Below are 23264 nucleotides of genomic sequence, written 5' to 3'. Positions count from 1 at the left end.
TCCTGGTTGATGAAACTATAGCTTCCTCAGAATTGACAGAGTTAATGATCAGATGTATGAGACTTTGGGGAGGTCGTTATAATCCAATAATTCCTACTTCTGGCAATTCGATATCTGATGAATGGAAGAACTTCATGGGCAGGTTTGACCCTGATTACATTTACTATGGAGAAAATATCAGCTTGGATTTTGTATTGGGGATAATTGATGAACTCAAATTTAATCCGATTGAACTATTGAGCTTAAAAGAGGAAAGAAACAATTTTAAAGGGGTTAATTCAAAATATCTTTTACCCATTCTGAGAGATCCTCATACCTTTTTTAAAGCATCATCTATATGGGATTGGGATAGCCCACTAAAGGAATATTATCAATTTAATTATTTACTTGATGAATCTCACTTCTTTGAAGATAACTTATTAGGTAAACATCAGTTAGTTACAATTAGTAAAGACAATATTGGAAACCTTGACAAGCTATTACATGAACAACGTGTTACAAATTACTCCTATTTGTCAACGGTCAATATTTCTCCATTGATTTTACGTCCTCAGGGCAGTGTTTTCAGAGCGTTCGAACTTGTAATTGCTGATAAAAATAATTGCTTTCAAGAATTAATTTATCACTGGAATAAAAAATGCTTTGAAATTGGTTATCAAATTTTGGCAAGTCTTTTCATTACAGTTGAACAACTTGAAGAACTCATTAAAACTGAATGGTTCAAACAAACTTTATTTGATCATTCAGGAAATGAAAACAGAATCGACATAGTTAGTTTTTCTCTTAGTGGTGAAGAAACTGAAATTATTAGAGCAAAACTTCAAGATTATACCGTCCATAGTAAATTTGTTATAACCCAACCTTTTCAATTTCCTTTTGATATAATGGATGAAAGTGGTCGGAGTGATTTAAAATCAAAGGAAAGGCAAGCCATTCAAGTTAATTCTTCAACTGAATATTTTATAAACCTTCCAGTATTGAGTTTCCATAAAGACTTTTACAGCAACACACAGCAATATGCAATCGAAATTGATGTTAGTGAAATTAGCAAGGGCAAGCGAAACAATAGAAGATTTCCTACTAATACAAAGGCAGAATATTTCTTTAGGGGTGCCGGGAGAATTGACAAATCTAGAAGATTAGTTGCTCTTGTGGATGAAACCATCCATGAAAAGGCAATTTTAGACTTTAATAATGTCGACTTCTTTAAAAATGTTGAACAGGTAGTAACATCTCCTCGAATAATAAATAAAAGAGACCAGCGGATATATTCAGATTGTGCATATAATGACGGGAGTAATAGGCTTTTGCAATTTCTTGGTTTATTTGAGAATAGTTTCCTTTTAATTGAGGATTTCTTACACGATAAATTTTGGAATGATTTATTTCTGGAACTAACGAACAACGCTAAAGTCGAAGGAGATACAATTACCTTCGATGAACTCTATGAGAGATGTTATGCGTTGATGGTTCAACAAGGGATTCAGTTTGGGGAACATCCAGAAACTCGCATAAATGTTGATAACCTTAAACTAGGTCTTAAAAGCACACTCCAGGGATTGGCTGAGAATAAGGTTTTTCTTATAGGGTACAATTCAAAATGTAAAAAGTGTTCTTCTAAAATATGGTATTCTTTAGCAGAAATAACAAATATGACAATTTGCAAGGGATGTTCCAATGAAAACTATTTCACCATTGAAACACCAATATCATATAAGCTAAATCACCTAGTAAAAAATAATTATGGGATGAAAAGCGAGAAAGGAGTATTTGTTCCTGATGGAAATCTTACCGCAATAAACACGCTATTATATTTATACAATCGGTCCCGAGCTGGCAATTTTGAATATCTTCCCCAGATTGATGTTTATGAAGATCATAAAGCTGGTAAACCTAAAACAGATTTAGATGTGGTCAGTATGGTAAATGGCAAGCTATATATTGGAGAATGTAAACACAGCAGCCCATTGTTTTTTGAATCATCGAATAAAAGCTTAGATAACCTCCTGACACTTGCTTCAACGATTAAGCCAGATAAGATCATAATTTCGTGTACTGTTGATTCGCATAATAAATTAGATAAGGCTGTAAAATATTTGAAGCATGGTGTTTCAAAATGGATAAATAAACCAGAGATAATAGGTTATTTAACACATGAACCAACCTATCAATGGCCGAATAATTTCAGATATTTTTATCATTAACAGTAAACTAGTTATTATATGGAAAAGACTGTTTTTTTACTTGAGGGTGCACAAAAAGATATCAATAGCAAATTTACAAAGGCGGGCTGGATTGATATTTTCAGGGATGGCGATAAATATTCAGGAGGTGTATTTTGTTATCTCATAACCGATGCTTACCTAAACGAACATTTAAAAAATCGAGATATAGGAATTTGGAAGGGCAGTGAGGGCAGACCCAGTGTAAGCACATTTTACTTGCCTGACGGGGAGGTTACCCGCTATTCATCATTTGATAAAGAAGGTCTTGAACCGTTTCTTTATTCTAAGTATTTCCCGGAGGAAAGATACATTGATGTTTCTGAAGAATTTGTAAATTATTTTAAACTCTATGAAAATGGCACTTCTAAACAGGAAAGAAAGTACTATTTTCATGATGACCTTGGGGATAAGGAAGAAGTGATAGTAATTACCTCTGATAATGTCAGAATTAAGCAGAAATTTTTGATGGAATATATTGCCGTTAGAAGGATGCACTTGGCCATTTGTTTCGATTTTATGGCTATTGGAGACGTACCACTTAAGGAATTTGGAGTTGAATTGCAGGACGTTGACAAAATAAGTGATTGGCATAATTATAACCATCTGATAAGGGTATCTTTTGGCTCGACAGAAATTCAAAGTTGGATTAGAGGAAAACTGATAATAAAGTATGACCCTACTAAATCAGAAAAGACTTGGTACGACCTTGATTACCAATATGAGCAATTCGTGATCGGTTATGATGAGGATACAGGACAAGAGGCATTAGTCTCCTGTGATTCTGAAGAACATCAGTTTTTTGTACAGGTGTTCTTCAAAAAGGACGTGCTGAGCAAATATTACAATAACCCGGAGAAATATAGTGTTGATGGTTTTGGAATATCCTGTGGAGCTTTTAGCTTAAAAATGGATAACAATAATGATGGTTACGTTATGGTATTCCTGAATGATTTACGAATGTTGCCACAAAAGGAACAGTTACATTGGAAGCATCATAATATTGCTCCACAGCCTGGCATGGGCATGAGTGGGTCTTATTATGATACCATGATCCAAGGTAATTGGGCCAGAAAGTCTGATGCAATTGATGTTAGGTTCAAACAGGAATATAAATCATTTAATAAAAAATGGTTCGACAGATTTGGCTGGCACTTCTATAAGGAGCCATCAGGCGCAGATGTGCATTTGTTTAATGGGTTGCATTTGCCAGCGGATAACAGCATAATTGCATTTTGCGATCAAATGCTTATAGTGGTAAAGTTCACTATTGATAGTTTGAATGAGGAGATGCTAATAAAGAATCTTCCCAAAATTGAAAATGAGAAAGGAATTGCAAAGTTTGAGCGTTTTATTAAAGAGCGGGTAGAGGATATACCTGATATGTTTATTTTTATAAGGCATCTGCAAAATCTTCGATCTGGTATGATTGCACATAAATTTAGTGAATCGAACAAGAATTGCAAAAAAGCAATGGAATATTTTGGGTTGACCACAGAAAACTACCGTGATGTAGCTGCTAATATTTTGGTTAAATCACTATGGACGTTAAACGTGTTGAATAAATTGTTTTTAAACGATGCAACGAACAAAGAAGAATCGAAATAAAGCTATTTTTGTTAAATATAGTATATTAAATATCTATCTCTTATGATTGGTAATAGCTGGAGGGAACTATCTCCAAACGGAAATCTTATTGATGTCGAAAATTTTTCTGTTTACGCTAATCGTGTGTATGCTACAGGCATTTATCAACATATTCCAGAAGCTGTACTGGAGCAATGGATATACATGCATCATGATAATGAATGGATGATAAAGAATTACGCTTGGATGGACTATACAACTGTTAAATTTGAATTACAAGAATGGACAGTTGAACAGCTTCAGGGTGTGAAAGCGATAGACGCATTTGAGAATTCAATTACCGGAATTGAAGATGAATTTAATTCTGTTTGCGCTTTGGAGGAAGATGAGCTCTATTGGGAACAATATGGGACTTGGCGGGTACCACCCATTATATTAGATACTTCAAGTGTAATAGGAAAAGCGCCAACAAGTGCCGAGCTTCACCAGCCCTATCAATTAGTCGAGGGACACAGCAGGTTGAGGAATTTACTTATATCTGATTACCAGAATCTGTTTGTAGCAGGAAAACATCTAATTTTTTTTATGCAAGCCTTAGGTGATTGATTTGCTAAAGACCTTGTAGTTTTTGCGCTACCTTAGTTTAATCTTTAAATAAAACAGTATTATGTCCAAATGCGCACTTTGTTTACTTTGAATAAAAAGAAGTGGCCACTTTTAGGATAACCCCCAATACATAACTAAATCCCCAGCTGACCATCCAGTTTGCGCAAATCCTCAATCAATTCCTCAAACGTCTTCACGCTCTTCCCGTCTTCTCCAATCAAATAAAATACCCCGATCCCAAGCTCTTTACATTTTTCCATTAAAGTCGTCTTCGGCTGATGCTGGCTCACCAGAATACTCTTCGACGCGTTACCTCCAAAAGTATCCCGCACCGATTTAATTTTATTGATATCAGCCTGCGAGACGATCCCCGATTTACATTCCACAAAAATCAGCTTATTGTTCCGGTTTATCAAAATATCAATTTCATTTTTAGGCTGTTTGATATCCGCCCTGAAAGGCAAAACAATCTGCATCAAAATTTCCTGGGTAGCATCCCAGCCGACAATCGCAGTGCCCACCAAAAGCTCCCACCAACCGCCGAAAAAAAACAGCTCTTTTACCAGGGGTGAATTAAATTCCCTTATTTTACCGTCCTTAAGGGTAATAATTAGATTTCCAGGAGACCATTCGCAGCAAATGCCGTTTGCTAAAACCTCCCGGCCACTCTTTTTCATGCTTTTCACATTTTCGCGAAAGTGCGCCGTTATCAAACTGTATTCCTTACTCTCACCAGAGTAGGTTTGAATTGCCCCGGCCACTTCCAAATCTTCCGCACTGTAATCATCCAGTACCCGAAAAGAAGCTATCCCGTGCCCGCTTAACTTAAAAAAATCATTCGTCGCTGTTTGATACTGTAGCTTCCGCTGCGTGTAGGAGGGAATCTCCGTCAACATATTGCCGATATTTAAATAAAAACCCTTAAGACCATGTTCAATCAGAACCGCCTGCGCAGCAATCAGCATTAACTTGGTTCCCCCGGTGAGGTTAAAAGTTATTCCATCTTCTGCCGTGCAGCCCGCAATTATTCCCCTGCAAATTTCAGTAATACCTGATACATCATAAGCCCCGCAAAAATACTCCTTGACTCGGTAACCTTCCAGCGAGTGCAACAGATAAGAAAGCTTATCACCCGATTCTTTGGTTACAACCAAATGAACCACATCAGGCTCAAATTCCTTCACCCCTAAAAAAATAGGCAGAATCTGCCCGCCGACTAAAGCAATCTGGTGTTTCATGATATAAAAAGTTCAGGTTGGTCACTTAACGGGTCATAAACAATATTGAGGATTTCCGAGCCTGGTAATGGCTTGCGCAGGTCCTTGATGTACTCCCGAAAATCCACATACACAATCTTGCAGCCATAGTCCTTACCGAAAATCGCCGCCGAAGCTACCATTGATTTTTTGCCTCCAGTGATATCCAGTACCAGTTCCGAAGAAGGATTGAGCATCAGCTGCTCTTTCATCGCCCCGTAAATTGCCGCGAAAGTCTCTTCCTTCAGGAGCACCATTTCATAGTTGCCTTCCAGATATTTTTCCAGGTAAATACTTCCTTCACTTTTATTATTGGTCGTAAAAATAATATGAACCCCGGGCTCCATCGCCTTGGCTGTGAGAATAATCGGTTCCGGCGAATAGCCCAGCACCGAAAAAAGAATCCCCCCTTTGGGCAAAATATCCCCGTTGGAAGCTTTGAACTGCTCAATGAGAACCGCAAAGAGTTTTTCGAAATAAATTTCCTGCGCTTTTTGAAAGTTTCCACCCGCGGAAAGCTCTAGCCATTCGTTTAGATATGGAATTTGTTCTGCCATTAGTTTAAGGTGATTTTAAGGTTATTGAATTTTAAAATATATTTTTCTAGGTCTGTCCTGAATTCCTCTCTGCTAAGAATCGTGAATTTTCCCGATTGGTACTGACAACGGTAGAGTGCAGGACCAATTACCAGGAAATTATTATGTTGTTGTCTGGCGTAAAAAATTGCATGTCTTTTGAAGTCCGCTTCTGCCAGACGAATGCTTTTCATACCGTGAATTTCCAGCTCATCCGGAAACACAGGAGGCTTTAATCCTTTCAAGACTTCATAATCTCCATACGTCTTAAACAGCTCTGCCCTTTGAGGATGTGTATGAAAAACATAAGGGCTGCTGCCAATGAGCGTTAAGTGAAAATCCAAAAAAGCAGCCCGCTGCACCTTATTTAACACATAACCCACCTCCAAGCCATTAATCAAACCATGGTTTCCGTCAATATTGGCCGTGAAAATCATTCCCGTATTTTCATTGATAATCCCTTTGGAGTGGTTATAAACATCGCCATACACTTTGCAGCCCAGCTGAGCCAGCAGCAGCGTATTCTTTAAATGGTCACTGCGGTAATTCATGCCCCTGCAGAAAATGGAAATGCTCACCCCGCGGGATACCGCCGCTTCCACGGCTCTGGTAAAAGCCGGAAGTTTTTCCAGGCCGACAATTGAGTAAGTCGAAATATAGACGTACTCTGTCGCCTGATTGACATACTCCAACATGGTTTCATATAAATGATGGGTATGCTGCTCATAAGTATAACGCAAACGGCCACTGGGATTAATCAGCAGGTAGTCAGTAGATACGTGTTCATTGTTCGAAACCACAAAAGCTTTGGATTTACTGGCCGTAAAATATTGCCTGTACCTTGTCCCGTGCTGAAAAATAATATCAAATAGACGGTCGAGCTCAGCAACCGTATCATTATCCACATATATTCCGCTTTCGGTGTTCAGATTTAGTGATGGTGTCGTTAAATTCGCACTCATTAATAGTCCCATCTTCCGGTCTATAAGGAGAAACTTGGCATGGGCTGTTGTTGCCGCCCTGACATGTGCACCCTGGTCAAAAAGTGCCTTAATATGATAAAGATGAGTATGCGCCGGATTTTCACTAAGTTCTTCGTCGGTAACATGGTTCGCCATCGCCATCGTATTTTTAAGTTTCGTAGGATCGAGCTGTGTTAGCACAAAAACCGCTATTCGGCGTGATTTTACTTTTTCCAGCAGCACCTGAAAAACTTCACGGTCGGTAATGATAAAGCTACATACTTTAATTACACGCTCCGCTTGGTCAATAAGTTTAAGGATTTCTTCTTTCAAGGAAGCATTACCTTCCTGTGTTAGAAATAATTCATCATTACCCTGAAATGGTGAGTAGTCGGCTTTTTGTTTATTTTGCAGGAAAAACCCTGTTTTAAAGCAATCGGATTGCTGAATTGAAAATTCCATAAATTTTTAAATCTTAACCATAAATTCTGCAATATCCATCCGTTCGAGTATTTCCGGTTCCCCGGCCGCGGTGAGCAGTTCCCGATGTTCACCCGAAAACTCTGGATGAAGACTGAGAAAATCAGTCATGTCAAATTTTTTGTTCTGCCGCTCCAATTTGATCAGCCTTTTAAAGCGCAATACTTTTTGCACGAACTCATCCTTGCTGCTGTAATACAGGTATACCAAAAAAACACCTCCGTCACTGCGGTTGACCAAATGGTAGTCCCGTTCCCGAATGAGATTTTCAATCAGCTTATTGCGATCGGGAGAACCCATCAGCATTTCTTTGGTTAAACTGATGCCAATGGAGGTTTCGGTATTCACCACACTCTCGGGCAAAACATCCTTAATTTGAAAGAGCTCATCAATTACTTTAAGCAAATCTTCGCTGCTGAAAGAAAAACAGCGTTCTTCGGCCTGCTTATACTTGTCAATCTCCGTCCAGTTGGAAATGAAGGCAGGCTTGGGTTGAAGCTGAAGGTCCTCACGGAAAGGGGGGATCTGGATTTTAAAAACTAGGTTTCGTATCTTTTTTGTCAGGATCGATTCAAATATGCGTACATGTTTCCTCAGCGCCTCATAATAACTGTCTCCATCGTAAAGCGAGAAAAACGCCGAACCGTCCACCACTTCCTTCACCATTTTATCCCCGTGAGTACTTGCGGAGATCAACAGGTGAAAAGACTGCCTGGTAAAGGCCGTTTCACCGATGTCCACCAACCCCGAGGGCACTGAATACGCTTCGCGTTGCTCTTTATCGATATCAAAAATACCCTTAATGATTTTGGACATATCGGGCGGAGTATGCACGATATCAGGGTTAAAAGGTTTGATTACCCTTGTTTTACCTTCGGCATTGGTATGATAATAGCTGTCATGTTCACTGATCAGTTTCGAGCGGTAGTAGGTATAGAAAATTGCAGGCAAAGGCTCTAGGGTTACCCCGTCTATGAAAAAGTCAAAGGAGCGTTCGTGTTCCCTTTTTTTCTTCCGTTCCTGGAAAACAGCCAAACCCTCTTCAGTGGGTACATATGCCCGACCGCTCTTTTTAAAGAACTTTTCTTTCACCAAAACAGCGAGCCTAAGGTCAATAAATGTTTTGGTGGTGCCCACCAAACTTGCAATTTGACTCGGCTTAAAATCCGGTTTTGCCATCAGGAAATCACAGATCACCTGATCGATATCATCCAGCGCATCAGGGGAGATGTCTCTGATATTTGTATGTATGCAATAAACAGGGTACTGAATGCAAAAAAATCCCTTAAGTTCTCTTCCTTGCTGCTTTATCTCCTGGTAATATCGTTCAATATCAATGTTAAATACGGCCATCGTTAGCGTTTTAAGTAGATGCGTTTCTTTAAAAAATCAATTTTCTCGACTGCAACCTCTACCTTTTTTCCAGTCGAAAAAGCGCTTGGCTGGCTGTTTGGTTCAAAGCTTAAAGATCCCGCAAGTTCTTTGCTAAACCTCACTAGTAGCCAGGTTTTTTGTACCATGACCACTTCGCCGGTGAGGTATTGACCGATGACCAGCTTTGATGCCAGATCTTCCCAACTTGGAGGTAATATTTTAACTGATATCCGGTTTCCTGGTTCTTCAATTTTCAGAATCTTTACATTTAATTCATCTCCTGGATTGAATGACTGGAAATCTGGATTAAAAGCTTTGTGTGCAAGACATTGCTGCGAGCCGATCATGACAAAGAGCCCAAAATGATATTCACTTGTTTTCATAAGCGCCAACCCTTTAACTATTGCCTTGGTTACCATACCTACGGATAGGGACATTGAAGTAGCACTTGATACTCCTTTTCCCTTGAAGTCCGCAATATTCACAAAATTTCCAATCTCCTCCTTTTTGCTCAGGTTAATCAGATTATTGAAAAGCTGCGTATAATTAAACAGCCCGTCATAATGCGAGCGACGGTCACCCAGTGTCAGTGCATTTCCGATAAGGATTAGTTTCTTTTTCGCCCGGCTAAAGGCCACATTTAACCTTCTTGCATCATCTAGGAATCCAACCTTGCTGTACTTGTTTTTTCCGTCCACTTTCTGTGCTTTCCTGTGATCGACCGATCTTGTGAAACTGAAAATGATGATGTCATATTCCATACCCTGGAAGGAATCCAGCGTGGACACATCAATATTTTTAAATGTGCAGGCAGCTGCGCCATTGATGTAGCGCTTGATGTTGGACACCTGTGATTTATAAGGGGCAATAACGGCAATGGACTGCGGCGCCACACTGTTATTGAAAAGCGTCGGTAAAATGGATTCCGCGATGGATTCCGCTTCCAGATTATTCTTTGCCGAAAACCCGTCATTTTGCTCATATGGATTTTGGGCATTTGAAGTATCGATAAAAATAATTTCCTTATCAAAAGGGGCGGGAAGGGCTAGATGGTTTAAATGTGTCCGACTCCCCATTTTAACTTTCCCACCATAAAAGGCTTCCGAAATAAATTCCCCGATATTGGGATGCATCCGATGCTGGTAATTAAGCAGTTCCAGATTTTCCCTTGGAAACTCGCGCTTTGGAATCCGGTTAATGATAAATTCAAAAAAAGAGGTCTTTAGCGCATGCTCAATTTCCTTGGGCTGAAAATCCCCACCGTACCGAGACCTGGGGAAACTTTGCGGATCATTTTCATCAATGAGTGCACTGTCCATATAAGGCGGCAACTGCATCTGATCCCCCACCAGAATCACTTTTTTGCCCAGCTCAATAGCCACCAGGCTCTCGGCGATATTAGCCTTACCCGCCTCATCAATAATTACTGTGTCAAACTTAAATGCAGAATATTTAAATACCTGGTCGGTTTTAATTCCGATACAAGTGGCAAACACAACATCCACATTGCTATAGATAAGGGGTTTGAGCAGCGTTTCATATTCACTTTGGATCGACTGAATCCAATTTTCGAGTGCGCGTATCGATTTTTCAATTTCCACTGCGGTTAGCATCAACAAGGTTTCGCGAAATACAAAATGTCTTTCGCGGTAAACCGCTTGCATTTTTTCATATTGTTCAGCGCACAGCTCCACCCAAGCTTTGAACTGCTCCCGGATTTTTTCGGTCTCTACCCCTTGAACCAATAATTGAAAATATTGTTTGGCAAGGTTAACCTGATTGGTTAAAAACCGCCTGAAATCCACCTTATGATCCTCAGCCAGGTAATCGATACTATATTTTAAAAGATTCGGATCGACTCTGTCGGGGTTACCAACCCGAAGCAGATTCAGCTTCGGATCTCTTGAAATTTTTTCAAGTACATTGTCCACAGCCACGTGGTTCTGACCCGCCACCAGTATTTTTTCTCCTTGCTCGGTTAGCTGTTGGATAATCTCGGCAATCACAGTGGTCTTGCCAGTTCCCGGTGGTCCCTGAATTAAGAAAATGTTTTGATTGCCGATAGCCTTTTTAACTGCCGACACCTGATTATTATCCGGCTGATCCTGCTCGGTTCTAAGGAGATCGGGGTTTTTGAAGGTCACCTGCGCTAAGTGCGGCGTATGTATCTTATCACCTTTAATCAGCATCGACTCAATGTGGTCGATTTTGATCTTATTCTCTAGGAAATCCTGGATAATAGAACGTTGCAACTGAAACTGTTTTTTAGATACACGCTTATCTAAGTAAAAGCCGTTGTCCAGCAGGCTTAATTTAATTTCTTTTAAAAATGTCAAGATAAATCTTGGACCCTGGATGCTCAACCTAGCATCGCTAAGCAGAGCCAGTTCCTGTTCCTGGCTGTTGCGCAGCGAGGGTTGGATTAGCCGGACATTTAATAAACTGCCATCTTCAACGTCCAGAATATCGGCTATAGCGGAAGTGATTTCAATTGCAATTCCCCCTCCTTTACTAGCCACTTGTCCATAAGTATCGACAAAGGCATTCTCGAATCGCTGTTCGTCTAATAAACTCATCTGGTATTCCAGAAATTTATCGATTATCGTTAGTGTTCTCCCTTCCAGCCTCAATATTTCACCGGACTGTTTCTTGAGTTGGTGGATTTTGAAAAAACAGTCCGACTTCAATACCATGTATTCAAAACTTTCCACCTGCTTTACCTCCAATGGCACAATATCATTGGGCGTAAGTATGTTAATTGCGGATGAAAACTGAAATGAACCGTTCTTGGTGTTTTGCTTTTTCTTATCCGCTGTACCCGCAAAGTCCTGACCGATACTAAATTTCTTGATGCTGAATTTGATTTCTTTTTTCTTTTTATCGAACTGGATGTGACCGTAAAAGTTTACTTGCTCATTGTAAAGCGAAAAATCATTGACCAATTCGCCGTCCCCGCGATTACTTTTGAATTTATTGAGCTTAATCCAATACTTTTCGCCAGAAAGCCTTTCCAGCAATTGCTGTTCGTTAGCCTTATCGTAAGGTGAACCCGGAAAAAAACAGCTATAAGCCTGACTTTTGAAATCCAAATCAAATGCATTGCTGTCCCGGTCAAATTGGATGTACAGCGGCCAGTCAAGCGACATACGCTGCGAAAAAATTTTAGCATCGGTATCGAAGCCTTTTTTTATCAATATATGATCTTCATCACTTGCATTGGTACCCAGAATACTCTTTTTAAAAGCTACGTAGGAAACCAGTTCTGGTTCTATAAAACTAAATTCGGGATTAAAGTTTTTTACATCAGTTGGAATGGCACGAAAATGTTCTGCCGGCAGGAAACTGAATAAACTGCTATATTCTATTTTTTCCGTCAAACGGACCCTGATGTGCTTATCACAAGTACTACAAAGTTCTCTTGGCACAAGTCCAAAATGACCTTCTGCAGTGCGGAGCAGATAATTACTGTGCATGCCGTAAATGACGCTCGCCTGATATTCGTCTCCACGGCCGACTCTCTCCCAGGCAATCGTATCGGCAGGGTGAACTAAACCGGCTTTCCGGCTGAGCAGAACCTGTTTATGCTTGTGATCCATTCCCAAAATCACGCACTGCAACTCCTGACCGATTTCAAGAGAGGCAAAACTGACTTCACTCTGTGCGAGCGACCAATCTAGGTCTATTATGGACATACGGCCTATGTAGCCATCCTCGAAATTGGTAATAATTTGTGAAGGTGGAATAAGTTTCGTAATCGTAACCTTTATGACGGTTCCACGATCGTATTTTTCAATAAATTGACTTATGGTAGACGATTGGTTTTCAGCGGCATTCAAGAGAGCGAAATTAAAAGAGTTTGTGTTAAAATTTATACAAGTTAAGTATAGGATTTAAATCTAAGATATGTTATTTGTAGAAATACAATAATATAGATCGATTTTCCTACAATTCACATTTGCCAACTTTTTTGTTCTAATATAATCTTCTCAAGGTCTCCTTCATGAAAATCTTGATAATTTTTACACACTTTTATATGAAACCTTTTCGCTCCAAATCTTCAATTATGGGCTCAATAAGCAATAAAAAGCGATTTAAATGTTCAAAGTATTCCTGCTGATCGGTACTTAGCTTTTAATTTAATCTTAGAATTTATATACCCTTTGTGGAGAATATTGCATTTCACACATCCAACGGCTAAGTAGTTGTTAATCAATTTTTTATTTTTATTTATAAAAATTTCTTGACAAAAATCAGCCAAATAGCATCACTTATCTTTTTTACGCAGAATTATAAAAAAGAACCCAGTTCCCTCTCCGATTTCGCTTTCTGCCCAGAATGCCTGACCACAAAAATCATAACAAAGTCCAAGAAGGAACAATGTTCCCTCTTCCCTTTGTGTTACATAGGTCATAAATGTGATTCCCTAGGATAGGTAAGCTTATTGCCGCTCTCACTAAGGTGTGCTATATACGGAGGAGATAATTTAAAATTACTTTTTTATGGAACAAAGGTAATACGGATAAAATTTACTCGCTTAAATTTATGTTATTTATATCACCTACTACTTTCGTTAATATTTTATCCAAGTTCTTAGTGGAAATTTCAAGATATCTCACTATTTCTTTGTTTTTTTCTGAGAGCTTTTGTCTGTCTAAAAGACTTAATAAGCCCAAATTCGTTGCGACAGGGCCCCTAACGCTATGGCATAGTGAGAAAACGATGTCACTAAGAAGAGCATTTTGCTCTTTAATCCTGAGGTCTTTTATTTTTTTATCGTTTATATTTCTGATTGAAATTGACACTGCGATAGTTGTGCCATCAATTATAAGAGGGTGGAAGTCTATTTTATACCATAGTTTGTTATTCCCTGAACCAACTAAATTTTCTGTAATGATGTGCTCTCCCGTAAGTGATTTTTGGAAATGGAGATCAAGACTGTCAATAAAAGTATTCTTTTTAAAGTGGTTTGAAAAATTCATCCCTATTATAATTTCAATTCCAAATACAGAAGGAAATTCATCACGAGCTTTTTTGTTAAAAAACAAGACTGTATAATCAGGTACAATAATAAAACGAATTGACCTGGTACTCTCATATATGGCTTGCAATGCTTTATCTGACTTGTGCAAAGCATCAATAAAAGTCTGTATTTCCTTTCTTGGATAAGTTTTCATTCTTTGTTTTAACAAATTACAGCAGTATTATTTTTTTATGAAATAATAAAAAACGTTTTTTTTAGGATAAATCGGACTTTTTGTATATTTAATGTATGGTTAAGAAATCACTTCCAATATTCAACATAGAAAAGTTTAATTATTTAGGAAAGGAAGATGATTTTTATGTCAACTCCATAAGGACACATCTAAATTTGCATAAATTTGTTTTAGCCCCACATAGGCATGATTTTTTCTTTGTAGCGATATTTACAAAGGGTTCTGGTACTCATAATATTGATTTTAATAACTATCAGATAGGACCCGGAAGTGTTTTTGCAATCATACCCGGACAAAGTCACAGTTGGAACTTGTCTGAAGACGCTGATGGATATATTTTGTTCCATACCAGGAGTTTTTTTAATTTGCATTTTCCCTCTAAGAACGTTCGCGACTATCCTTTCTTCTGTTCGATGCATAATTCCCCTTTAATTTTATTGAAAGAAAAATCTTTGAAAAAAGCGGAGCAAATATTTTCTGAAATTCTCGATGAGTATGTGCATGAATATCTATTGAAATTTCAAAGAATTGCTGTAATGTTAGATTTAGTATATATTGATTTTTCGCGATTATATTTGCCAAAAACGTCGATTGATAAAAAAAATCAGAATTTTCTGATTAAAATTGGAAAGTTGGAAGATTTGATCGATGCAAACTTCAAAAGGATAAAATCTCCGAGCCAATATGCAGAAATGATGTTCATGAGTGAAAGACATTTGAATCGAATTTGTAAGGAATATTTAAACAAGACAACATCAGATTTAATTATGGATAGGTTAATGCTTGAAGCTAAGCGGTTATTGGTCCATTCCGCTTATTCTGTTTCTGAAATTGCAGAAGAATTAGGTTATTTAGATGTCTCTTATTTTTCTCGCTTATTCAAAAAGAAGGCTGGAAAGACTCCGCTTGAATTTATAAAATCATTCGCTTAAAATATCATAGCTGCTTTTCGTTTGAAATCTCTGTTAGGCCACACTATCCATCGGCTCTCCTTATGTTTCTAGGGCAATCAAATCTTGTAATTACTTCTTTTTCATTCATAATTAACATTTTATCCAAAATTTTACAGTTTTTGGCAGATAAGACTATTGTGAGGTGAAATCGTACAAGACCAACAACAAGTAATTATAGGGTGAGACACACTTTTCGGATAACCAACCATGTCCAAAAATGTAGATATATCCCGGATGAAGGAGAGGTTGATGATTATCGGATATACCTACATTAAGAATAAATTAAAAATTAAATATCTATTCCATATTTAGACGCCCATTTCCTTTTGATCTTTCTTTTTGCGGTAATAAACTCAACATCTGTTCCTTGCGCGATTGCATCTAGTGGGTATCTCAGCGGACGAGTCCCTTTTTCCATATCAATCAAGGATTTTATGCCGTTTGCTATAGTCTGTGGATCCATCTTAAACTCTTCAACCTTCGAATAAAAAGCTTTGCCCAAATCGCCAATTCTTTGTCCAAAATCAGGGTACGCTAAGGTAATTTCTTCTCTATCTGCGTTAAATCCACCCTTTTCTCCCATACCTGTTGGATACACACCACATGGGATAGAGACGTTTTCAATTCCAAAATCACGTAATTCAGAATCGATACCCTCGATAAAGGTTTCTAGTGCAAATTTTGATGCCATATATGGCACCATATATGGTACGGAAAAGCCGCTAGCTCCTGTTGAAAGATTGATAACCAATCCTTGCTTTGCACTTCTCATCGACGGCAATACAGCCTGATAAGCACGGATAGGTCCGTAAAAATTGATATCGAACATATTCTTATAACTCTCGATTGAATAAGCCTCAGCAATACCGAAGCCGGTTACCGCAGCATTATTAATCAATACATCCACATTGCCGTATTTTTTCAAGATATACTCAAATGCATCAGTTACGGATGGCTCACTTGCAACATCCATGTCCACCACTTCAATATTATCAATATTCGATAATTTATCGGCCACGAGCTTATTCTTGCCGTCTGTATTGCGCATGGTCGCAATTACTGCGTGCCCATCCGCTGCAAGTGTCAGGGCGGTAAGTTTTCCGAACCCTGTACTTGTTCCTGTTATTACAATTACTTTTGACATGTTTTTTTTAAACAAATATCCGGATTCGTTGCATCTCCCTGCTTGACATTTGATAAAAAGAAAATTGATAAATATCAAGTCAGTAAAGGCAGACCCGATCGATAACCAATTACTTTGTCTTGGCAATCTGCTTTCGGATGCGGCTCAATGTTTCGGGAGTAATGCCAAGATAAGACGCCAGCATATGTAGAGGAACCCTATTTGCAAGATTTGGTGAGGATTTCAAAAAATGCTTATACTTTTCTTCGGCAGTAGATTTAAATGTAGCGTTGATTCGTTCGTGTGCAGCATTTAGGCTCCTCTGCAATATCGTATTAACTAAATCCTTAATCTGTGGAACCTTCCTGAAGATCTCCTGAAAATTTTCATCATGGATAAGCAATACTACAGAGTCCTCTATAGCCTCGATATAATATTTTGAAGGCAGATTATTCATCAGGCTTTCGCGGTCCCCCACCCACCAGTTTTCGAAAGCGAAGTAAACTGTGTGCTCAGAGCCTTTTTCATCTATGCTAAATTTACGAAGCAGGCCCTCACAAACAAAAGCATGTGAGCTCCATCTATCATCTGCATTAAGCAATAATTGATGTTTCCTTAGGCGTTTTATGACACTGACAGATTTAATAAAGGCATAATCGCTGTCTGAAATTGCCACCTTTTCCTCTAGATACTTTCGAAATATTTCAAACATGCTTAAAAAAAAGTCAAAGTTAAAAAAAAGACCTGTACATGAAATCAAATATAATCATCAAATTACCATAATGATATTAATTAATCGTTTACAGCATAAATATCAGCTTCAATTCTGCTATATTTGTTTCTTTTAACTACAACAAAATCCTCTTCAGCGATTATGGTACTGGTCATTGCTATACCTCGGTGTCCGATAATCGATTTGCTTTCTGGGAAATGCCTTAAATATATTTGGACGATATAAGTAATACTGAAACCATATAACTCAGCGCATATTTATTTAACTTGATTTTTTGAAATGAAAAATGGTAGCTGTGCTGTCACAAGACAAACAATTATTTGACTGTACGTGGATTCTTAAACTAAATCGGCATATGGTGATTTGGCTGGATAAATGTAGTGGTAACGAAATGATTATAAGCGGGAAAAAAAAGGCAGATCATTTCTGCCCTTTATTGCCTTACTCAGCTACCTCTGGAATAATGTCTGTCTCCGCTGAAACAGTATAAAGTGTTCCTTGTCTATCCAAAATGCGAACGTTATCCATTACTGCTTTTAATGCTTTTTGGAAAACTGCACTAGTAAGCTGTTTGTCAATAACCTCTTGATCTACCCATCCTTCCGCTAGTACGCAGGTATATGGATCGATCATATCCCAAGAAAAATGGTAATAAACGTTTCCGTCAACTTCTCTCGTCAATAAAATATGTTCTTTAACCGCATCGATAAAGATCTGTTTATCGTCAGGATGAATCGTGTATGTGGTATGAACCACGTAGTTTGCTTTTTTGTTCGTGATTATTTATTTTATTATTAAATATAATATTAAAATTCAACGCGTTTGAGTCCAAAGTTTTGTTGGTAATTGATTTGACTATATTTTATGGTGTGAAAGCTGAATTAGATCTTGTTGGATCTTAGTATTCCACTATGCAATTAATTTTGCCATACTTTTTGTAAATTCAGCAATATATTGCTGCTTATATACATAATTTGTAGAGGATATTGACATTAACGTCATAAGGAGAAAAAGACTGTTTCACTATAATCATCAATACTATCACAAATTGTCTTTATCAATTCTTGAAATTTTGGTGAGGCCATCAAGAGGCTTCTTTAAAACTAAATAGGTTCGAGGCGTTTAATAATATCATTTTTCGAAGAATGTTGCATTTCACCAGTCGGGCATTAAGTCTTTGTCAATCAATTTGTTAGTCTTTAGTCTTATGGACATCCTGACAAAAATCAGCCAAATGGTTCATTTGTCCTTTATATGTGGAATGATAAAAATAAATCCATTGCCTTTAATTTATTCAATTAGATTAGGCGGCTCAAAAAAATCTACTAAACAATTTAGACTTTGCCGTGTTTGATAGCAAGTTTCCGTTTTATTATCTACATGACCAAACGTATACTGATTATAGAGGATGACCCAGATATTCTGGAAATACTCAATATTATTTTCCAGGATGAAGGTTACGATATCGTTTCTAAGCGAAATGGAATGTCCGCTGATGAAATAGGCTTATTGCATCCGGATATTGTACTGCTTGATGTCCGTATTAGCGGATGTGAAAAGACTGGGGCACAGATTTGTGCTGAATTAAAGGCTTTCACCGTGACCAGTCATTTACCAGTTTTGCTATTATCGGCAGAAAAAAATCTTGCAATGATTGCCAGTAGCTGTGGAGCCAATGGATACCTTACCAAACCATTCGACATTATGGGGCTGACTGAAAAGGTTAGGGAAATGATAAAATATTAAATCAACATGCACCAAACAAACAATCATGATAGCGAACGCATCAACTTTGATGGTGAAAAGCTGAAAACGTTTTTTATTGGCCATTTAGATAAGATCTATTGTGCCAAGATCCATTTGATCACTCGACTTCCCCAGCTATTAGAGCAGGCACACTTTGCTGATCTGAAATCGGCAATTTTAGAAACCATAAATCATGTGGAGAATGAAATATCCAGAATGGAAATGATCTATACCATTTTGGATTCTACCTATTCAGATTGCAATGCGAAAGGTCTTACTGGTCTAGTAGAAGATGCTTTCTCGGCTATCCAGCAACAGGGAAAAGATAGAGAACTTCGAGATCTGTCTATACTTTTCTACTTACAGAATATAGAGAGTGTTGAAATGGCCTCTTTCCAAATTCTCCAGATGGCTGCAGTTAAGATAAAGAACAAGCAGATCGCAAACCTTTTAAAGGAAAACTACGAAGAGGCTAAGGCAGATCGTACGCTTTTTTTATTGATTGCCAGCAAATACATTATCGCCGAATCTAAATAATTGCCTCCGGATGCAAATTTAAAATGTAATCATTATTTTATTTCAAAGAATCTCCATCTATTTATGAAATTCTAGTAAAATCGTCCAGTAGATTGTTAGAAAAGTACACAGCCTCGGGAGCCAATGCCATTCACGATATCGTGAAGGGCATTTCTTTTTCAGCTGATTTTCAAATCGTTGCATAGCGTAAATAGAGGCCGATTTTTGGTTAGAGCCCAGTGTCCGCACCCATACTGTGCAAAGCGTCTAAAAAACTCAAAGTTGCTTCACTAACACCTTCTTAGCGAATAGATTATAGTTTATATGCTCAGCTTTTTTTGGTTCGATCCTGTCAAATTCGACAGGACTGCAAGTTTTACTAGCATTTTATAGATTAAATGCCTGATTTGAAAAGAAATAAATTAAATCAATATATTTTTCTACTTCCTCTTCTGAAAGATTCGTGCCTTTGACTCTGAAGTCCTCGAATGGTTATTTACGATCAAAACTCGTTATTAGGTGGTTTTGTTAAAGCCGTTGAAATTACGAGCCCTTAGTATTTTTTTTAAGAATAAATTAGCATTATATGATCAGATATAACCAAATTAAGGAATTAATCGAATTCAATTTAAATACTACTTTAAATGATCTCGAAGTTATTAGAAACGGAGCAAATCTCGAGGGAGAACCAATTAGCATTACAATCATGGGCAAATATGGATTTGGTAAAACTTATAGTTTAACTTACGAATACGAGTGGTTAAAAGAAAAGCAAGACATTGGTGAGTTAAGTATTTATCTTTTACAAATCCGAGAAAACATTATTAAAGAAAATAACTAATAGATTTCGCGATGAAATCCAACCTAATTATTGTTGGTTTTTCAATAAATGATTTATATTATCCCATTATTCTAAATAATATTCATCAATCCTTGCAATTCTCTTAAGGTCATCAAGTGGGGTTTCTAGAAAAGTAAATAGGCTCCAGAGGTCAGATTTTCAATTCTAAAAATCGCGAAAAGGCCCCATTTATACCATAGACTGGGGCTTTGTTTGTATAACAGGAAGTTTTGCATCAAGCGGCAAAAAAGGTTTCGTACACTATTACAAAAATGGTATTTCCTACAATCTAAAAATCTGGGTATGCCATAAAAGTCAAACTAGATTTATCGACACTTCACATTTCTTGTGTGGCAAATAGTTAAAGAAACATCCAGAAAACAAGAGTGAATTTCTAATTAACGACCCATTTACCAAGAAAATAGTCAATTCAGATTTAGATGAGTATAGCCTCGCAATCAGTAATCTTGTTTCCAGATTGAAATTCTTCATATAGCTGTGAATATTTATTTACAACTATCCCGCTCTTTATCAAAAGGTATATTTTTAATTCGCTTATACCAGATTTTTTATAAACTTATAAATCATGATGAGTGATCAGTTCCGGTAATTACATCCTTCCATGCTTCAATATCATTTGCGAAATTGGCAGTTTTAGTTTGGTAACTCTCTAATGCATCTTTACCCAAAGGAAGATGCAAAGGAGGTTTTTGGCTATACACAATTTGTATCAGCGCATCAGCCAGTTTTTTAGGATCACCAGGCTGCATTTTATTAACCATTACCGCTCTTGAACGCATTTTTCCCACAGTGTCTTCGTAGTCATCAATAATATTGGAAATGGTATTTAATGAAGATCCATCCAAAAAGTTCGTACGGAAATAACCAGGTTCAACTGCTGTAACATGAATATTTAAGGGGGTCAGCTCTTTGGAAAGCGCTTCACTAAAACCTTCCACTGCAAATTTCGTCGAATTATATAAACCCCAACCGGCTGACCCGGATAGACCTCCAACAGAAGATATATTGATAATGTGCCCACTGCGCTGATTGCGTAAATGAGGCAGCGTGTGACGGATCACGTTTAAAGTGCCAAACACGTTAGTGTCATACATGTGACGGATCTCTTTATCTGATGCTTCTTCCACGGCCGCTAATAAACCGAATCCCGCATTGTTCAGCAGGACATCAATTTTACCAAATTTTGATATCGCTTGGCCTATAGCTTCTATCACTTGTTCTTCGTGTGTGACATCCAGACTTACTACAAATAGATTTTCATGCTTAAGTTCCTCTAATTCTGGCGCCCGGTTTCTTGCTCCGGCTACTACATTGTCACCCGAAGCCAGTACTGCCTTTGTGATTTCTAATCCCAAGCCCCTAGATGCTCCTGTGATAAACCATGTTTTTTGATCATTCATTTTTTTTAACTTTAAATTTAGAATGTTACTATTTACGGTCTGGGATTCTTCTCATAATATCGGCAAACTCGATCCCGTCCAAAAAGGCTACTACCCTGACTATCTTTTTGTTCTTAATCTCCATGGTCCACGAATAACTAGCATTGTAAGGTTTTCCATCTGCCGCGGTTGCCTTGCCATCCCATAAAGCAACTACAATGTTACCATCAGCATAAAGTCCGGTAACCTTAGGTGTAATTTTTTTTGAAAGACGGTCATTTAATGGAATGATTACCTCATCCATAAATTGCTTTTTACTTACGTATGTTTTGGATAGCGGAGTGCTTCCAGTTATTGTCCATTGTATATCATCTGCTAACAGGTCAAAAAAATTACCGGTACCACTCGCCCATTTATTAAAGCCTTCTTGAATTAATATTTTATTTTCCATTGTGGCTGATTTTTTATATTGGGCGTGTAAAACGCCTGTAGTTAAAAAAAAGAAATTTAGCATGGTGATCACCAATACCTTGCCATATCTAGAACTAAAAACACCTTTGATTTCCATAGTTTATAATTTTATTTGGATAATATTTCAAATTCCCGGTCCGTCAATTTTATCTGTACAGCTTCCATATTTTCCTGAAGATGAGCCAGAGAGCTAGTGCCCGGAATAAGGAGGATATTTGGCGAACGTTTCAGCAGCCAAGCTAAAGCTATTTGTGAAGTTGTGGCATTATGCTTGTTTGCGATATGTGCAAGCCTATCCTTCAATTTATCTGGACCTGATGCGAGTGGGAACCATGGAATAAACGCCATGCCATTTTTCGCGGTATAGTCTACAATGTGCTCCCAACCGCGCTCAGACAAGTTATAGAGGTTTTGCACCGACACGATCGGCACAATCTTTCTTGCGCGTTCAATAACTTTAATATCAACTTCCGATAGTCCCACGTACTGGATCTTGCCAGCCCTAACGGCATCGGCAACGGGCGCCAGCGTTTCTTCGATCGGAATTCTAGGATCAACACGGTGCAATTGCCATAACTGGATCCGTTGTTTATCCAAGCGCTTCAGACTTCCTTCAATCGCTAGAGCTATATACTCCGGCTTGCCGTTGACGTGCCATCTACCCGGACCACTTCGTTCCAATCCACCTTTGGTTGCGATAACAATGCTGTCATAATACGCACCTACCGCGTCTTTAACCAGCAATTCATTGGTATGAGGACCGTAGGCGTCAGCAGTATCAATGAAATTGACGCCAGATTCCACTGCAGAATGGAGCACACGTTTGTCGAGATCGCGATTTGAAGAATCTCCCCACACGCCCGCACCATTTAATTGCATGGTTCCATAGCCTAAACGATTTACTTCTAATTCATTGTTAAATTTGAAGGTGTATATAACATCGATGTTGCTTACTTCTTTTTCTTCTTTTTGATTTTTAGTCTTTTCCATAATCTATCAATTTATACAATAGCTAAAGTGATGATGATCAAATAGATAATTAATATCAATTTGATCAACTGCTAATGTTCATCTCAACATTCGTCAACATGTAACGCTATTTTTTTTTAACCTCACCAACCCAATGAAACCACATTCAATAAAAGTTTCTCTTCACCAAAGTTTCAATTGCTTAGATTCTACTTAAGGAGTGGGTTTAAATCATCT

Annotated in this window: 19 protein-coding genes; 7 read left to right on the top strand and 12 right to left on the bottom strand. The window is 37.9% G+C overall.

Annotated elements, in window-relative coordinates; genetic code table 11:
- Positions 1 to 32 precede the first annotated feature (32 nt).
- The 3 genes from EZ428_RS11850 to EZ428_RS11840 are packed head-to-tail and all read left to right on the top strand — an operon-like array spanning position 33 to position 4415.
- Positions 33 to 2204, top strand: coding sequence for a hypothetical protein (locus tag EZ428_RS11850; RefSeq protein WP_131553347.1), 2172 nt, complete (start codon positions 33 to 35; stop codon positions 2202 to 2204).
- Positions 2205 to 2222: 18 nt separating this feature from the next.
- On the top strand, positions 2223 to 3830 hold the full coding sequence (locus EZ428_RS11845; protein ID WP_131553346.1) for a hypothetical protein: 1608 nt from the start codon (positions 2223 to 2225) through the stop codon (positions 3828 to 3830).
- A gap of 42 nt (positions 3831 to 3872) precedes the next feature.
- Entirely contained in the window at positions 3873 to 4415 is a 543-nt protein-coding gene (locus tag EZ428_RS11840; RefSeq protein WP_131553345.1) for a hypothetical protein, read from the top strand.
- Positions 4416 to 4549: 134 nt separating this feature from the next.
- On the opposite strand, the gene EZ428_RS11835 is transcribed toward EZ428_RS11840, so the two are convergent.
- The 6 genes from EZ428_RS11835 to EZ428_RS11810 all read right to left on the bottom strand — a co-directional run bounded on the left by EZ428_RS11835 (position 4550) and on the right by EZ428_RS11810 (position 14236).
- On the bottom strand, positions 4550 to 5653 hold the full coding sequence (locus tag EZ428_RS11835) for a Card1-like endonuclease domain-containing protein (RefSeq protein ID WP_131553344.1): 1104 nt from the start codon (positions 5651 to 5653) through the stop codon (positions 4550 to 4552).
- Positions 5650 to 6228, bottom strand: coding sequence for a hypothetical protein (locus tag EZ428_RS11830; protein ID WP_131553343.1), 579 nt, complete (start codon positions 6226 to 6228; stop codon positions 5650 to 5652). The genes EZ428_RS11835 and EZ428_RS11830 overlap by 4 nt, the downstream gene beginning before the upstream one ends.
- The gene (locus tag EZ428_RS11825; RefSeq protein WP_131553342.1) at positions 6228 to 7670 is read right to left on the bottom strand and encodes a phospholipase D-like domain-containing protein; all 1443 of its coding nucleotides are present in this window, start codon (positions 7668 to 7670) and stop codon (positions 6228 to 6230) included. The genes EZ428_RS11830 and EZ428_RS11825 overlap by 1 nt, the downstream gene beginning before the upstream one ends.
- A gap of 6 nt (positions 7671 to 7676) precedes the next feature.
- Entirely contained in the window at positions 7677 to 9041 is a 1365-nt protein-coding gene (locus EZ428_RS11820; RefSeq protein ID WP_131553341.1) for a hypothetical protein, read from the bottom strand.
- Positions 9042 to 9043: 2 nt separating this feature from the next.
- Positions 9044 to 12898, bottom strand: a complete 3855-nt coding sequence (locus tag EZ428_RS11815) for an AAA domain-containing protein (RefSeq protein WP_131553340.1) — start codon at positions 12896 to 12898, stop codon at positions 9044 to 9046.
- 690 nt (positions 12899 to 13588) lie between these two features.
- Positions 13589 to 14236, bottom strand: coding sequence for a nitrogen regulation protein NR(II) (locus tag EZ428_RS11810; protein ID WP_131553339.1), 648 nt, complete (start codon positions 14234 to 14236; stop codon positions 13589 to 13591).
- Positions 14237 to 14331: 95 nt separating this feature from the next.
- On the opposite strand from EZ428_RS11810, the gene EZ428_RS11805 reads away from it, so the two are divergent.
- Positions 14332 to 15207: an AraC family transcriptional regulator gene (locus tag EZ428_RS11805; RefSeq protein ID WP_131553338.1), complete on the top strand. Its 876-nt coding sequence runs from the start codon at positions 14332 to 14334 to the stop codon at positions 15205 to 15207.
- Positions 15208 to 15517: 310 nt separating this feature from the next.
- On the opposite strand, the gene EZ428_RS11800 is transcribed toward EZ428_RS11805, so the two are convergent.
- From EZ428_RS11800 to EZ428_RS11790, 3 genes are all read right to left on the bottom strand, one after another.
- A complete protein-coding gene (locus tag EZ428_RS11800; protein WP_131553337.1) occupies positions 15518 to 16372 on the bottom strand; it encodes an SDR family oxidoreductase in 855 nt (284 codons plus the stop codon).
- Positions 16373 to 16481: 109 nt separating this feature from the next.
- Complete coding sequence (locus EZ428_RS11795; protein ID WP_131553336.1) at positions 16482 to 17063, bottom strand: Crp/Fnr family transcriptional regulator; 582 nt, start codon at positions 17061 to 17063, stop codon at positions 16482 to 16484.
- Between the two features lie 462 nt (positions 17064 to 17525).
- Complete coding sequence (locus EZ428_RS11790) at positions 17526 to 17840, bottom strand: putative quinol monooxygenase (protein ID WP_165501756.1); 315 nt, start codon at positions 17838 to 17840, stop codon at positions 17526 to 17528.
- Positions 17841 to 18464: 624 nt separating this feature from the next.
- On the opposite strand from EZ428_RS11790, the gene EZ428_RS11785 reads away from it, so the two are divergent.
- The 3 genes from EZ428_RS11785 to EZ428_RS11775 all read left to right on the top strand — a co-directional run bounded on the left by EZ428_RS11785 (position 18465) and on the right by EZ428_RS11775 (position 20187).
- The gene (locus EZ428_RS11785) at positions 18465 to 18830 is read left to right on the top strand and encodes a response regulator transcription factor (RefSeq protein WP_131553334.1); all 366 of its coding nucleotides are present in this window, start codon (positions 18465 to 18467) and stop codon (positions 18828 to 18830) included.
- A 6-nt stretch (positions 18831 to 18836) separates the two neighbouring features.
- Positions 18837 to 19367: a DUF892 family protein gene (locus EZ428_RS11780; RefSeq protein ID WP_131553333.1), complete on the top strand. Its 531-nt coding sequence runs from the start codon at positions 18837 to 18839 to the stop codon at positions 19365 to 19367.
- Between the two features lie 565 nt (positions 19368 to 19932).
- Positions 19933 to 20187: a hypothetical protein gene (locus EZ428_RS11775; RefSeq protein WP_131553332.1), complete on the top strand. Its 255-nt coding sequence runs from the start codon at positions 19933 to 19935 to the stop codon at positions 20185 to 20187.
- A gap of 584 nt (positions 20188 to 20771) precedes the next feature.
- Here the strand turns inward: EZ428_RS11775 and EZ428_RS11770 are convergent.
- Genes EZ428_RS11770 through EZ428_RS11760 form a run of 3 tightly spaced genes read right to left on the bottom strand, consistent with a single transcriptional unit; the run spans position 20772 to position 23048 of the window.
- Complete coding sequence (locus EZ428_RS11770; protein WP_131553331.1) at positions 20772 to 21608, bottom strand: oxidoreductase; 837 nt, start codon at positions 21606 to 21608, stop codon at positions 20772 to 20774.
- A gap of 28 nt (positions 21609 to 21636) precedes the next feature.
- Complete coding sequence (locus EZ428_RS11765) at positions 21637 to 22155, bottom strand: nuclear transport factor 2 family protein (RefSeq protein ID WP_225871044.1); 519 nt, start codon at positions 22153 to 22155, stop codon at positions 21637 to 21639.
- Positions 22156 to 22166: 11 nt separating this feature from the next.
- Positions 22167 to 23048 carry an aldo/keto reductase gene (locus EZ428_RS11760; protein WP_131553330.1) on the bottom strand — a complete coding sequence of 294 codons (882 nt, stop codon included), beginning with the start codon at positions 23046 to 23048 and terminating at the stop codon, positions 22167 to 22169.
- Between the last annotated feature and the right edge of the window lie 216 nt (positions 23049 to 23264).

The organism is Pedobacter frigiditerrae (assembly GCF_004331645.1).
GTDB lineage: Bacteria > Bacteroidota > Bacteroidia > Sphingobacteriales > Sphingobacteriaceae > Pedobacter > Pedobacter frigiditerrae.
The sequence above is the reverse complement of the archived record's forward strand: the minus strand, read 5'-3'. Positions and strand labels throughout refer to the sequence as shown.